A 12,822-nucleotide genomic window follows, 5' to 3' on the forward strand; every position below is an offset into this window, starting at 1 on the left:
ACCGCGGCCGAGTCCCGCGGGCTGCGCCGGGCCCGCGTCGCCGGGGACCGCCGCCCCTTCGAGGGCTCGCTCGTCGTCGTCACCGGGGCGGGCGGCGGCATCGGCCGCGCCACCGCGCTGGCGTTCGCCGCGCGCGGCGCGGAGATCGTCGCCGCCGACCTGAACGTCGAGGAGGCGCGGCGCACCGCCGAACTCGCCGGACGGTCCGGCCCCGCGGCCCACGCCGTCCGCGTCGACGTCGCGGACGCGAAGGGGATGGAGGACTTCGCCGCGTCCGTCCTGCGCGACCACGGGGTGCCCGACGTCGTCGTCAACAACGCCGGGATCGGCATGGCGGGGCCGTTCCTCGACCACACCGCCGACGACTGGCAGCAGGTCCTGGACGTCAACCTGTGGGGCGTCATCCACGGATCGCGGCTGTTCGCGGCGCAGATGATCGAGCGCGGGCAGGGCGGCCACATCGTCAACACCGCGTCGGCCGCCGCGTTCGCGCCGTCGCGCGCCCTGCCCGCGTACGCGACGAGCAAGGCGGCCGTGCTGATGCTGTCGGAGTGCCTGCGCGCGGAACTGAAGGGCGCCGGCATCGGGGTCAGCGCGATCTGCCCCGGCATCGTCGACTCCGGGATCACCGGACGGGCGCGCTTCGTCGGCCGCGACGACGCCGCCCAGGCCGCGGGCCGCGACCGCGCGACGCGCGCCTACGCGCTGCGCGGTTTCGAGCCCGCAGGGGTCGCCGAACGGATCGTCGCCGCCGTCCGCGACGACCGCGCCGTGGTACCGGTCGCGGCCGAGGCGCACGCCGCCCGCCTCCTCGCCCGCGTCTCCCCCGGCACCATGCGCCTCCTCGCCCGCCTGAACATCGACTGACCGCCCGGCCCCGGCGGCCCGGCGGGCGCGGCTTTAGGGTGATCTCCGGGAGGGGATTCGCATGGCGGACGCCGTTGTCGTCGGGGCGGGGCAGAACGGGCTCGTCGCGGCGAACGTGCTGGCCGACGCGGGCTGGGACGTGCTGGTGCTGGAGGCGCAGCCCGAACCCGGCGGGGCGGTCCGCAGCGACCGGGGCGTCCGTCCGGACTACGTCAGCGACCTGTGCAGCGCCTTCTACCCGCTCGGCGTGGCGTCCCCGGCGATGCGTGCGCTCGAACTGGAGCGGCACGGGCTGCGGTGGCGGCACGCCCCGGCGGTGCTGGCCCATCCGCTGCCGGACGGGCGCTGCGCCGTCCTGGAACGGGACCGTGAGCCGGGTGTAACGTGGGCGGGGTGGCGTCGCGACCCAGAGGTGCACGGGGCGGGCCCAGAGGCCTCGGGGGATGGGCCCGAGTGCGGGTGTGGGCCCACGCCCCGGGGTGGGGCAGGGAGGGGCGGGCGCGAGCCTGGGGGTGGGCTGGGGCCGGGTTTAGGCGTGGAGGCCGGGTGGTCAGGTGATTTCTAGGAGTTTTTCGCGGACGGCGTAGACGACGGCCTCCATCCGGGAGTGCAGTTGGAGTTTCTCCAGGATGTTGCGGACGTGGTTCTTGACCGTGTTCTCGGAGATGAACAGCTCGCGGGCGATCTCACGGTTGCCGAGGCCGCGGGCCACCAGGCGCAGGACTTCCATCTCGCGGTCGGTGAGCTTGGGTGCCGGGACCTGCTGGGTGCGCTCCTCGCTGCGCTTGGCCAGGGAGGCGAACTCGGTGATGAGCTTGGAGGCCATGGACGGGCTGATCAGCGACTGGCCGCCGTGTACGGCGCGGACGGCCTGCGGGACCTCGTCGATGGAGATCTCCTTGAGGAGGTAGCCGGTCGCACCGGCCTTGATGGCCTCGAAGAGGTCCTCCTCCTCGTCGCTGATCGTCAGCATGACGATCTTCGCGCTCGGGGCGGCGTCCTTGATGGCGGTGCACGCCTCGATGCCGCTGCGGCGGGGCATCCGGATGTCCATCAGGACGACGTCGGGCAGCAGGTCGCCGGCCATTTCGACGGCCTCGTGCCCGTCCCCGCCCTCGCCGATGACCTCGATGTCGTCCTCCTCCTGGAGGACCATTTCCAGACCGCGACGGAACAGCGCGTGGTCGTCGACGATGAGCACGCGGATCGGGTCGGCCGACTGCCCGGCCTCCCGGTCGGCAGAGGTCGCGCCGGCGCCGGCCCGACGGGGTGCCGCCGCGGAGCTGCGAGCCTCGGGATTCTCGCTCACCTGAGTCGCGGCGTGGAGGAGACGCCGCTTCCCCCTTTCACTTTGGGTGATCTGGGATTACCGGAGGGTCTGTTCCGGGGTGGTCCGGAACGGTGCGGGGTCCGGGGTCGCCCCCGGTGAAAGTGCGGTGTCGCTCGGTGTCCGGGCCCACGGTGGCGCCCGGGCGAAGCCGGGCCTGGTCCCGGGATCGAGCCGTCGCGGTCGCCTCCGATCGAATCTGCGGTTCGGGTCGTCCTCGGGAACCTAAAGGGTCCGAGGGCGGATCAGGGGGATTTCGTTCGGGTGTCTTCCGGAGAACTGCCGCGGGCCACGAAGAGGTTCCCGGTGCGTCTCCGGGCGCCGACACGGGGCGGTGGCCCGGACGGGTCGGGCGGCGGCACTCGGCCGCGCCCCGTCCCGCCCCGGGCCACCGGCCCGCGGATCGGCTGTACGCCTTTCTAGATCATGACATGGTTCGGGCGGTCACGTGACGCGAGTAACGCATCACTCTTCGACGAGCCTGATCACTCCGTAGTCCCAGCCTCTTCTCCGGTAGACGACCGAGGGGCGGCCGTCGGTCTTGTCCCGGTACAGGTAGAAGTCGTGCCCGACGAGTTCCATCTCGAACAGCGCCTGTTCGATGCCCATCGGTTCGGCCCGGTGGAACTTCTCGCGGACGACGACGGGCCCGTCGCCTTCCATCGGGATCGGGACGATGTTCTCGTCCGTCGAGACCGCGGTCTCCGGATCGGGCCGCTCCTGGACGGCCGTGGGTTCCGTGCGCGGCGCCGGTTCCGGCGCGGGGAGCGGCGGTTCCGGGATCGGTTCCATCGTCGCGAGCTTGGCGCGCGCCTTGCCGCCGTGGCTCTTGCGGCGCTCACCGTCGCGGCGGAGCCGCGACTCGAGCTTGTCCAGCGCCAGATCGAGCGCGCCGTAACGGTCGTCGGCCGCCGCCTCGGCCCGGATCACCGGGCCCCGGGAGCGGATCGTCAGCTCCACTCGCTCGCGCTGGTCGGCGAGACGCGGGTTGTGCTCCTCCGACACCTCCACATCCACGCGGATGACCTTCTGGTTGAGCCGCTCGATCTTGGCCAGCTTGCCGTCGACGTGCCGGCGGAACCGGTCGCCCACATCGGTGTGCCGGCCCCTCACGGTGATGTCCACGCGGGACTCCCCCCTTCGCCCGGTTGCGTTTTTCGCCCGGACCGGGGGCCCTGACGTCCCCGGTCCGGGCGCCACAGCACGGTGGGTCGCACCCGCCCGGCCGACCTGGTCTTCGTCCCCACATCCGCCTGCTGAGGGGCTCGCGGCGCTCTCGCCACTACTGCCCTTCTCCCGGTTCGGGGGATGTCGGATCCCCCGACGGGGCAGGACTTACCTCTAAGGCGCACCGTGATCGGTCGACGAGAAGTCGCCTTACGTGGGCCGTTTCGCCTGCGCCTGGCATCGGCTAGCCGGATCGTCTGCCGCGTTCCCAAGGAACGCTGCGATCCGACGCAACCACGGACCCGGGCGGGTGCCATGTCAAGAACGCTAACCCCTTACGCCTCGAATGTCAGGGGGGTGGAGCGAGGAAAAACTCACGGTCCGTCATCGGTGATCGCCGCAGCAACGTCCCGCGAGCCCTCCGGAGCGCTGTCACGAGCCGTGATCCCCCCTGGGCACGGGGTTCGCGCGCCTGTCTCCGCCGCAGGTCAGATCACCCTGGCCCGTCGGTGAGTTTGCGTAATTTCTACTCCTCTCGGCGAGCTTCACTTCCGTGGCTCCCGGGGACGGCGTCCGTCCATGCCGGAGACCGAACACGCTAGGTAACTACCTACCGATTTTTCGGTCATACGTGAAGAAAGTCACCATTCACCCACGACGTCGCGGGGTCATCGCCACCGTGGCCGCCCCCACCACCTCCGCTCCCGCCGCGCGCAGGGCCCGGGACGCTTCGGAGAGCGACGCCCCGGTGGTCACCAGGTCGTCCACGAGGATGATCCGCCGCCCGGCCACCGGTACCCGCACCACGATGGCGTCCCGCAGGTTGGCCGCCCGCTGCGCCGCCGTGAGGCCCGCCTGGTCGGCCACCCCACGACGTTGGCGGAGTGCGTGCACCGCCGTGAGCGCCGCACCTTCCGCTCGCAGGCGCCGCACCGCCTTCCGCACCACGTCCTCCGTCGCGTCCCGCCCCCGCCGCCGCAGCGCCCGCCGCCCCGAAGGCACCCACACCACCCACACGGTTGTCGGGGCCCCGTTTACGAGGCTCGGGGCCCGCCCCAGAGGTGGTTGTGGGTCGTGGTTTGGGGAGGGCGGCTTGGATCGCGGTGGCCAGGGCTTCGCCCAGCGGAGTGGCCAGGCGGGCGCGGCCTTGCTCCTTGTAGGCGGACAGGACGGCTTTCACGGGCCCCTCGTAGACGGCCACCGTGAAGGGGCGTGGGACGCCTTGGGGCGCGGGGCCTCGGCGGGCGGGGGCTTGGAGGGGTAGGAGGCAGGTGGAGCAGAGGAGGACGGACGGACGGCCGCAGCCCGCGCAGCTCTCGGGGAGGACCATGTCGAGGATCGTCGTCAGCAGGTTCATGTCATCGACGATGCCCGGCCGGTCGCGGGGAGGGCAGGAATTCTTCTGCCTGTGGATAACTCGCCCCGACCTCGTTCATGGCGTGGGCATTTCCGCAGGTCAGCCACCAAGTGGGCGCAATACTGGAAGCCGTCATCCGCCCGCTCCCGCAGGTATCACCACCCCTCGGCAACACCTGCTCGCAGGTAGGACGAGTCTGTAACACTGATCCGGCGCATGGCAGATGCAACCAGATGACGCCGACTGGAAGGGCGTGCGGGATGGATTCCATGACCGTGTCCCGTGCCGCATGGCGCAAGAGTTCGCGGAGCGGGCAGAACGGCAACTGCGTGGAAGTCGCCGACCTCTCAGCGAAGATCGGTCTCCGCGACAGCAAAGCCCCGGAGAGGGGACATCTGTCCCTGACCTCGGACATGTGGGCAGCGCTCGTCGCCGAAGTGCGAGACGGCCGGTTCGACCTTTCGTGAGCTAGGGCGCCCACCCGCCGAGTGCTTCCTCTGACCGTCTCGTCGGCGGAGGCTCTTCTTGCTTCCCGACCAGTTTGGGCTCGCTGCGGGGGCGGCGCCGTTGCGATCACCCTCACCGACCGGGTTCCTGCTGGTCGGGTCAGCGAGTACCAGGGGTTTTGGCGCATGAACGCGCCCCGCGCTTGCACCCGTCCAGGCGTGGACCGTTCGCGGCCGGGATCCGCTCGCGGCTTCCGCCGCCCTACAGCGCCGCCGTCACCGCGCGCCCCGGCCAGCGCCAACGCCGCCCGCCGCGTCATCTCGGCGTCCGCGCCGGCCGGGTATCGCACCGACCCGCCCCAGGCGTAGGCCCACGAGCCCCGCCCGTCCTGCACCGCCGCCACTGTCACGATGCGACGGCCGATGACCGCCGACAACGCCACGCCGCCGTTCACTTCCAGGACCGGCCGCGATGCCCACCCCAGTTCCACCGGCGCCGCCGCCAGATCGGCCGGCAGGCGCACCCGGCGGACGATTACCTCCGGCGCTGCGCGCCACCGGCCGCCACGCCTCGAAGGAGGTGGGGGATTCATACGTTGTTCAGGGTTCGACTCCTCCGCAGCCGAGCCAAGGCCCTGGGACGCGGTGTGCCATCACCGGCCCGGGGCCGCTTGTTTCCGAACTACGACGAATACGGACCGACCTGCAGATGTCGATCACAGAGGTTGTGGGACGGCTCGGTTGGCCCGGGTCGAAGCTGTCACGCATCGAGAACCGGCAGATCGGGATCAGCGCGGCAGACGTCCGGAAGCTTCTGGACCTCTACGGGGTAGATGACCCTCAGCAGGTTCGCGAACTCGTGGAGATGGCGCGCCGCTCGAAGGAGCGAGGGTGGTGGGAGTCGTACACGACGACCCTGCCGACCGAAACCCGCACCATGATCGGCATCGAAACCGAAGCCTCCTTGATCCGCGCCTACTCACAGGCGCTCATCCCTGGTCTCCTTCAGACACCGGACTATGCACATGCCGTGATCCGCGCGGCGTGCCCCACGGACTCACAGGAGATCGTCAACGAGCGCGTAGAAATCCGGCTCGCGCGCCAAGCACTCCTGGAAGAAAAGGAGGCACCCCGGCTCTGGGTCGTCCTCAGCGAGTCGGCGATCCGCCATGTTGTCGGAAGCAACGCGATCATGGCGACTCAGTTGCGGAGCCTCACCAAAGAGCGCAGCAGGGGCAACGTCGAACTTCAGGTTCTCCCGTTCTCAGCCGGAGAGCATCCGGCGATGGTCGGGTCATTCTGGCTCTATGGATTTCCCGCACCGAACGAGTTGGGGCCGTCTACATCGAGACCATGACCAGTGCGTTGATCATGAAGGAACCGGAGGACCTCAACACCTACAGCGACGCATTCGACCGCCTCCGAGCAGCGGCGCTCTCCCCCAAGGACACCCGAGCACTAATCCGCTCCCTCGCGGCAGATACGATTTAGTTCACCCGAAGGGAGCCGCCCCTCATGGACGCAAGGCCAACCAAGGTGCGGTGGCGGAAGAGCAGCTATAGCGGCGGCACCGGGGAGTGTGTTGAGGTGGCCGGACTGGTAGCGACCATCGGAGTACGCGACAGCAAAGCCCCAGACACAAACCATCTCTCGTGCAGACCAGAAGCTTGGGTTCAATTCGTATCCGATGTGCGTGGCGGTCGGTTCGATCTATCGTGAGTTAGACGTCTACTCGCCGCCTCTCCGCCGGCCGGGGCATCGCGATTTGCGAAGAAATTGCTTATACGCGTCTTTTCGACCTGACGGTCGTTGGCACGGCGGTTCGGGTCAGCGGGGGTAGGAGGGGTCTCGGCCCGCGGTGGAGCAGATCCAGGGGCTGTAGGTGTTCGCGGGTGAGCGTTGGCGGCAGATCTTCTGCTCGCCCGCGGCGCGGGTGCCGATGAGGACGGGCGCGCCGGGGGCGGCGGTGATCGTCTCGGGTTCGCCGAGGGAGCCGACGCCGAGGGACGTGATGGCGCTGCCGCTCACGGGCATCAGGAACGGGAGCGTCTGGGAGTCGCGTTTGGCGCGGCCGAGGACGGCGAGGGTGCCGTAGTCGCGCCAGGCGATGTCGACGGCGTCCTGGAGTTCGGAGCTGACGGGGAGGAACGCGCCGACGTCCAGGGTGCCGTCGGGGGCGTGGGCGATGCGGCCGATCTGCACCTGGGGACGGCCGTCGATGCGGACGATCACGGCGGCGCGGACCCCGTCGCGGGCGACGTGGAAGGCGAGGACCTCGCGTCCGCTGAGGCCCCAGTGGGCGGCGCGGACGGCCCCCTGGCCCGGGCGGCGCACCCACAGGTCGGACCCCTCGGACGTGCTCTCCACCGTCCACAGCGTGCCGTCGGGGCTCCAGGACGGTGCGGTGAAGCGGGCGCCGTCGCGGGCGTCAGCAGGACGCGGGGGACGGCCGCGTTCGTGACGGGTGCGGCGACGACGAGCCGGTCGCGGGCCTGGCTGAGCCCGGCTACCTCCCCGTAGTCGGGCGACACGGCCGGGCGGGACAGGTGCCCGACGGTCGCGGCGACGGGGTGGGGGCGGTCGCCGCGCAGCGTGCCGAGGGCGCCGGACTCGCCGACGAGGTAGGCGTTCTGGTGGCCCTTGTCCTTCGCGTCGGGGCCGTCCGGCGAGTTCTCCGGCCAGGCGTAGACGGACTGGGTGGAGCCCATGCCGTCGGCGGTGACGGTCTCGCCGTCGATGCGCAGCCGCCAGCGCTGGATCTCCGACAGTTGCCGGAGCGTCCAGCCGAGCTGGGCGGACATGCGTTCGATGTCGCCGCCGTGGGCGGCCTCGGTGAGGTCGACGGTGGCGACGTCGTTGTCGATGGCGACGGGGCCGCGCAGTTCGGTCCCGGCGGGGAAGGCGCTGCGGACGGCGCCGTTCAGCCAGGACGTGGGGCCGCTGAGGAGCGCCCGGACGAGCTGGGTGGGGAGCGTCTGGCGGTTCACGACCGGCAGGAAGATCCCGTTGGGGACGAGGGTGTGCCGATCGGGGGCGAAGAAGTACAGGTTGACGGTGCGCATGGCGCGTTCGACGTCGTCCTTGCTGAGGATCAGGCCGGCCTTGTCGCCGCCGGGCAGGCCGGTGATCCGCCAGGGGCCCTGCGCGGTCCTGGCGAGCTGGAAGGTGACGTCGAGGTCCTTGGGGGCGGCGGTGTACTGGCCGTCGGAGGTGATGGTGCCCAGCTGCTCGCCGGTGATCCGGACGGTCGCCTGCCCGCCCTCGGCCTGGACGACCTGGGGCGCGATGATCCGGTCCGCCAGGACCGTGACGAACGGGCGGGGCCCGGGGTCCCAGCGGGTCTTGGCGCCGAGGTACTCCTTGGCGACCCGGTGGTCGTCGTCGAAACCGGCGGACGCGGCGAGGAAACCGGAGACGATCTCGGCCGGGCCCCATTCGGGGTCGGGTTCGACGGGGACGAGCCGGACGTACGGGTCGTCGACGCGTTCGGCGCGTTCGGCGGGCATGCCGGTGACGACCTGGCCGCCGCTGGGGACGCCGGCGCAGCCGGTGCCGGAGACCAGGACGGCGGCGCACAGCATGGTGAGGCCGAGCAGGCGGTTCATTCGCCGGCCTCCAGTTCCGCGAAGACGGGACGGGCGTCGCCCGCACCGGGCGGGACGAGCGGGAGCGGGGAGCCGCGGAGTTCCTCGCCCGCGACGCGGGGCAGCGACAGCCGGAACTGGGAGCCGTGCCCCGGTTCGCCCCACGCCTGGAGCCAGCCGCCGTGGAGCTGGGCGTCCTCGCGGGAGATGGACAGCCCGAGGCCGGTGCCGCCGGTGGTGCGTGCGCGCGCGGGGTCGCGCGCCAGAAGCGGTCGAAGACCATTTGTCCCTCCCCCGGTTTCAGTCCGACGCCGTGGTCGCGGACGGCGACGGCGACGGCGTCGCGGTCGGCCGCGGCGGACACGACGATGTCCTCGCCCTCGCCGTGTTCGACGGCGTTGACCAGCAGGTTCCGCAGGATCCGCTCGACGCGGCGGCGGTCGACCTCGGCCATGCAGGGTTCGCCGGGCAACTGGAGGACGACCTTGCTGCCCTTGCGTTCGGCGAGGCCCTGGATGTCGCCGACGGTGCGGAGCACGAGGTCGCGCATGTCGAGCGACTCGGCGTCCAGGGTGGCGGCGCCGGCGTCGTGCCGGCTGATCTCCAGCAGGTCGCCGAGCAGGGCCTCGAACCGTTCGAGCTGGCTCTGCAGCAGTTCGGCGGAGCGGCCGACGGCGGCGTCGCCGAAGGTGTCGCGGTTCTCGTAGAGCATGTCGGCGGCGATGCGGATGGTGGTGAGCGGGGTGCGCAGCTCGTGCGAGACGTCGGAGACGAACTGGCGCTGCACCTGCGACAGGTCCTCCAGTTCGCGGATCTTCTCCTGGAGGTTCTCGGCCATCTCGTTGAACGAGCGGGCGAGGCGGGCGAGGTCGTCCTCGCCCCGGACCCGCATGCGCTCTTCGAGCCGTCCGGCGGCGAGGCGCTGGGCGCCCTGCGCGGCGAGCCGGACGGGGATGACGACCTGGCGCGTCACCAGGGAGGCGATCGCGGCCAGGAGGAGGACGAGGACGATCCCCACACCGACCAGGGAGCGTTCGACGGTGGTGAGGGTTTCCTGTTCCTGCTCCAGGGAGAACAGGTAGTACAGCTCGAACTGGCCGGTGCGTCCGCCCACGATGAGGCCGCGTTCGGACGGACGGTCGCCGATGTACGAGAGTTCGCCGTACGTGTAGGCGCGGGTGCCCGCGGGGGCGTTCGCGAGTTCCTCGCGGAGGCGTTTCGGGACGCTCGCCTCGCGCAGTTCGTTGGTGGCGTACCCGTCGAAGTACTGCTCGTTGGTGTCGCGGATGTACACCTCGTACAGGCCGGACGGTCCGCTGCTCGACCGCAGCCGGTCGATCGTGGAGTTCAGCCTGCTGCCGTTCCCCGAGGAGTTCCCCAGGTCGCGTTGGACCTGGCCCAGGCCCTCGTCCAACTGGAGCCGGGCGGCCTTGACCTTGCTTTCCATCAGCGCGGACGACACCTGCTGCATCAGGAACGCGCCCAGGATCACCACGACGATCCCGGAGATGAACAGGGTCGAGGTGACGACCCGTACCTGGATCGAGCGGCGCCAGCGGGTGAACGCCTGGCGGACGGCTCCGCGCAGGAGCCGTCGGAGGGTGCCCAGGATCCGCCGCGCGAACCGCCCCGCGCTCCTCAAGGAGACGTTCATGAGGAGCCCGCGGGGCGACGCGCGGTACCGGGCGGGGGGCCGGTCGGACGGCCGGACGAACGGAGGATCATCGTCGTGTCACCGGAGGGATCGGGCCGGTGGGGAGTCGAACCGGCGGTGGGTCAGGCGGGCACCTCAGGCGGGTCCGGCCTTGTAGCCGACACCGCGCACGGTCACGACGATCTCCGGGCGCTCGGGATCCTTCTCGATCTTCGCGCGGAGCCGCTGGACGTGCACGTTGACCAGGCGGGTGTCGGCGGCGTGCCGGTAGCCCCACACCTGCTCGAGAAGGACCTCGCGGGTGAAGACCTGGCGCGGCTTGCGGGCCAGGGCGACCAGGAGGTCGAACTCCAGCGGGGTGAGGGGGATGTGCTGGTCGCCGCGCTTGACCGAGTGCCCGGCGACGTCGATGGTGATGTCGCCGATCTGCAGGGTCTCGGGCGCGGGTTCGTCGGTGCGTCGCAGGCGCGCGCGCACGCGCGCGACCAGCTCCTTGGGCTTGAACGGCTTGACGATGTAGTCGTCGGCGCCCGATTCGAGCCCGAGGACGACGTCGACGGTGTCGCTCTTGGCGGTCAGCATGACGATCGGGATGCCCGACTCGGCGCGGATCTGCCGGCAGACGTCGATGCCGTCGGCGCCCGGCAGCATCAGGTCCAGCAGCACGAGGTCGGGGCGGGTCTCCCGGAACGCCTCGAGCGCCTTGTCGCCGTCGTGCACGAAGGAGGGCTCGAAGCCCTCGCCTCTCAGCACGATGCCGAGCATCTCGGCGAGCGCGAGGTCGTCGTCGACGACCAGTACACGTCCTCTCATGGCCCTCATCGCAAAGTCGGGGTTCGGTGGAGTAAGGCGACGCGCCGGTTCCCACCTAGCCGCGGAGAGATATGCCTTGGCGTGCCAGGTTACCTGCGTTTGCCTCGTACATGACTCCCCGGAGCCGGGTGGCCGCGCGTCCGGCGCCCGGCGCCGCCCTCGCCTCGCGGCGGGGCACCGCCTTATGCGCTCCTTATACAGTGCCGGGTTTGTCAAGGGGGCTGTGGAAAACGGCGCGGGAACGGCCCGGAATCGGCGGATTTCAACACCGGGTTCGGCGTGTCGCGGGGCGGATCGCCGTCCGGGCCCTGCGATGACGGTGAACCCGGCATTGCGGCCATGACAGGATGACCTGACCGGACGCACGCGGTGGACGCACCCGGTGGAGGCACCGGGCCCTCGCCCCGCACGTGCCCGCCGGGCCCGCCGCAGAGATCGCAGAACAGATCGCCGCAGATCGTCGCCGAGATCGCAGGGAGCCGCCATGCCGGGACCGGACGGCCGGGACGCCGCCGTGGAGGAGGCCGTCCCGTTCCGCCCCATGTCGATCTCGGAGCTGCTGGACGGCGTGATCGCCGGGATCCGGCGCCGCCCCCGGGTGATCCTGGGGATGTCGGCGACGGTCGCGGCGGTGATCCAGGTGGCCGGGTCCATCGTCGCGTTCTTCTTCATCGGCGACGACGCCCGGGAGGAGACGACGCCGGACGTCCTGCTGAGCTCGCTCGGGGCGCAGGCGACGCTGAACGTGCTGCTGCTGGTGCTGTCGGGGTTCGGGATCCTGCTGCTGGCGGGGCTGCTGGCGCCGCTGCTGGGGCGGGAGCTGCTGGGCATGCCGGTCCCGCCGCGGCCGCCGCGCGACGACCGGTCTCCGCACCGCGGCGCCGGTTCCCCGCTCCGCGACGCCCGTCCGGTGCTGGGACGGCTGGTGGGCACCGCGGCGACCGTGATGGGCGTGTCGCTGCTCGCGGTCGCGGTGCCGGTCGTCCCGTTCGTCCTGCTGGCCGCGGCCGGGGCGCACCCGGCGCTGGTGGTGGCGGCCGCGATCCTGGGGTTCTCCGTCGGGTTCGCTCTGATGGTGTGGCTTTACGTGCTGCTGGTGCAGGCGGTTCCCGCGGTCGTCTTGGAGCGACGCACCGTGGGGGGTGCGCTCAAGCGCGCGCGGGCCCTCACGAAGGGCCGCTGGTGGCGGTTGTGCGGCGCGCTCCTCCTGGCCCTGCTGGTGACCGTCTTCATGGGGCTCTTCGCCCTGCGGATCCCCTTCATCGTGGCGCAGCTCGTGTTCTTCGGGGACGGCGGCGACACGCTGGGCGCGCTGGCCGTCGACACGGCCGGACGGATCGTGGCGTGGTCGGTCGTGCTGCCGTTCGACGCGGGCGTCATCGCGATGCTCTACATGGACCAGCGGATGCGCCGGGAGGGATTCGACCTGGAAGTGCGCATGCAGCGGACGGCCTCCTCCGCTTCCTCCTCCAAGGACACCCGCCAGAGCCTTGATGCGCAGGAAAGCGAAGAAGACCCCTTCATCGCACTGTGGCGTCCCGCCAACGAAACGGGGGCGACTCTCTGATGCTCGGCTCCTCGCTCCTCGATCCGGCCGACCGCGAGCA

12 protein-coding genes and 2 pseudogenes are annotated in these 12,822 nt (G+C 71.0%); 7 read left to right on the forward strand and 7 right to left on the reverse strand.

The annotated features are described in order from the left end of the window. Positions 1 to 117: 117 nt before the first annotated feature. Both BJF79_RS59265 and BJF79_RS59270 read left to right on the forward strand, forming a co-directional pair. A complete protein-coding gene (locus tag BJF79_RS59265) occupies positions 118 to 867 on the forward strand; it encodes an SDR family NAD(P)-dependent oxidoreductase (protein WP_262401829.1) in 750 nt (249 codons plus the stop codon). Between the two features lie 61 nt (positions 868 to 928). Further along, complete coding sequence (locus BJF79_RS59270) at positions 929 to 1,432, forward strand: phytoene desaturase family protein (protein ID WP_262401819.1); 504 nt, start codon at positions 929 to 931, stop codon at positions 1,430 to 1,432. Here BJF79_RS59270 and BJF79_RS10515 read toward each other — a convergent pair. From BJF79_RS10515 to BJF79_RS59275, 3 genes are all read right to left on the reverse strand, one after another. Further along, the gene (locus BJF79_RS10515; protein WP_316043318.1) at positions 1,418 to 2,074 is read right to left on the reverse strand and encodes a response regulator transcription factor; all 657 of its coding nucleotides are present in this window, start codon (positions 2,072 to 2,074) and stop codon (positions 1,418 to 1,420) included. The genes BJF79_RS59270 and BJF79_RS10515 overlap by 15 nt on opposite strands. Positions 2,075 to 2,659: 585 nt before the next feature. Further along, positions 2,660 to 3,319, reverse strand: coding sequence for a ribosome hibernation-promoting factor, HPF/YfiA family (gene hpf / locus BJF79_RS10520; RefSeq protein ID WP_075896663.1), 660 nt, complete (start codon positions 3,317 to 3,319; stop codon positions 2,660 to 2,662). 690 nt (positions 3,320 to 4,009) lie between these two features. After that, positions 4,010 to 4,372, reverse strand: a complete 363-nt coding sequence (locus BJF79_RS59275) for a ComF family protein (RefSeq protein ID WP_262401821.1) — start codon at positions 4,370 to 4,372, stop codon at positions 4,010 to 4,012. A gap of 606 nt (positions 4,373 to 4,978) precedes the next feature. Between BJF79_RS59275 and BJF79_RS10530 the strand changes: the two genes are divergently transcribed. The 4 genes from BJF79_RS10530 (at position 4,979) to BJF79_RS10540 (ending at position 6,883) form a co-directional block, all read left to right on the forward strand. Continuing rightward, on the forward strand, positions 4,979 to 5,185 hold the full coding sequence (locus BJF79_RS10530; RefSeq protein ID WP_075896665.1) for a DUF397 domain-containing protein: 207 nt from the start codon (positions 4,979 to 4,981) through the stop codon (positions 5,183 to 5,185). Positions 5,186 to 5,636: 451 nt separating this feature from the next. After that, complete coding sequence (locus BJF79_RS10535; RefSeq protein ID WP_083733322.1) at positions 5,637 to 6,521, forward strand: helix-turn-helix domain-containing protein; 885 nt, start codon at positions 5,637 to 5,639, stop codon at positions 6,519 to 6,521. Positions 6,522 to 6,535: 14 nt separating this feature from the next. Then, positions 6,536 to 6,655 (forward strand): Scr1 family TA system antitoxin-like transcriptional regulator, encoded by a 120-nt coding sequence (locus tag BJF79_RS66690; RefSeq protein WP_410050071.1) that lies wholly within the window; start codon positions 6,536 to 6,538, stop codon positions 6,653 to 6,655. A gap of 24 nt (positions 6,656 to 6,679) precedes the next feature. Beyond that, the gene (locus BJF79_RS10540; RefSeq protein ID WP_075896667.1) at positions 6,680 to 6,883 is read left to right on the forward strand and encodes a DUF397 domain-containing protein; all 204 of its coding nucleotides are present in this window, start codon (positions 6,680 to 6,682) and stop codon (positions 6,881 to 6,883) included. Between the two features lie 108 nt (positions 6,884 to 6,991). Here the strand turns inward: BJF79_RS10540 and BJF79_RS59280 are convergent, their stop codons facing one another. The 4 genes and pseudogenes from BJF79_RS59280 to mtrA all read right to left on the reverse strand — a co-directional run bounded on the left by BJF79_RS59280 (position 6,992) and on the right by mtrA (position 11,215). After that, on the reverse strand, positions 6,992 to 7,948 hold the full coding sequence (locus BJF79_RS59280) for an LpqB family beta-propeller domain-containing protein (protein ID WP_262401830.1): 957 nt from the start codon (positions 7,946 to 7,948) through the stop codon (positions 6,992 to 6,994). After that, positions 7,945 to 8,769, reverse strand: a pseudogene (locus BJF79_RS65430) (GerMN domain-containing protein); the annotation flags it as partial. The pseudogene BJF79_RS65430 and the gene BJF79_RS59280, both read right to left, overlap by 4 nt. Further along, positions 8,766 to 10,402: pseudogene (mtrB, locus tag BJF79_RS10550) on the reverse strand (MtrAB system histidine kinase MtrB). The pseudogenes BJF79_RS65430 and mtrB, both read right to left, overlap by 4 nt. Before the next feature lie 135 nt (positions 10,403 to 10,537). Next, a complete protein-coding gene (gene mtrA, locus BJF79_RS10555) occupies positions 10,538 to 11,215 on the reverse strand; it encodes an MtrAB system response regulator MtrA (protein ID WP_075896669.1) in 678 nt (225 codons plus the stop codon). A 484-nt stretch (positions 11,216 to 11,699) separates the two neighbouring features. Between mtrA and BJF79_RS10560 the strand changes: the two genes are divergently transcribed. Then, positions 11,700 to 12,782 carry a glycerophosphoryl diester phosphodiesterase membrane domain-containing protein gene (locus BJF79_RS10560; RefSeq protein WP_075896671.1) on the forward strand — a complete coding sequence of 361 codons (1,083 nt, stop codon included), beginning with the start codon at positions 11,700 to 11,702 and terminating at the stop codon, positions 12,780 to 12,782. Positions 12,783 to 12,822: the final 40 nt, after the last annotated feature.

This window comes from Actinomadura sp. CNU-125 (assembly GCF_001942465.1).
Taxonomy (GTDB): domain Bacteria; phylum Actinomycetota; class Actinomycetes; order Streptosporangiales; family Streptosporangiaceae; genus Spirillospora.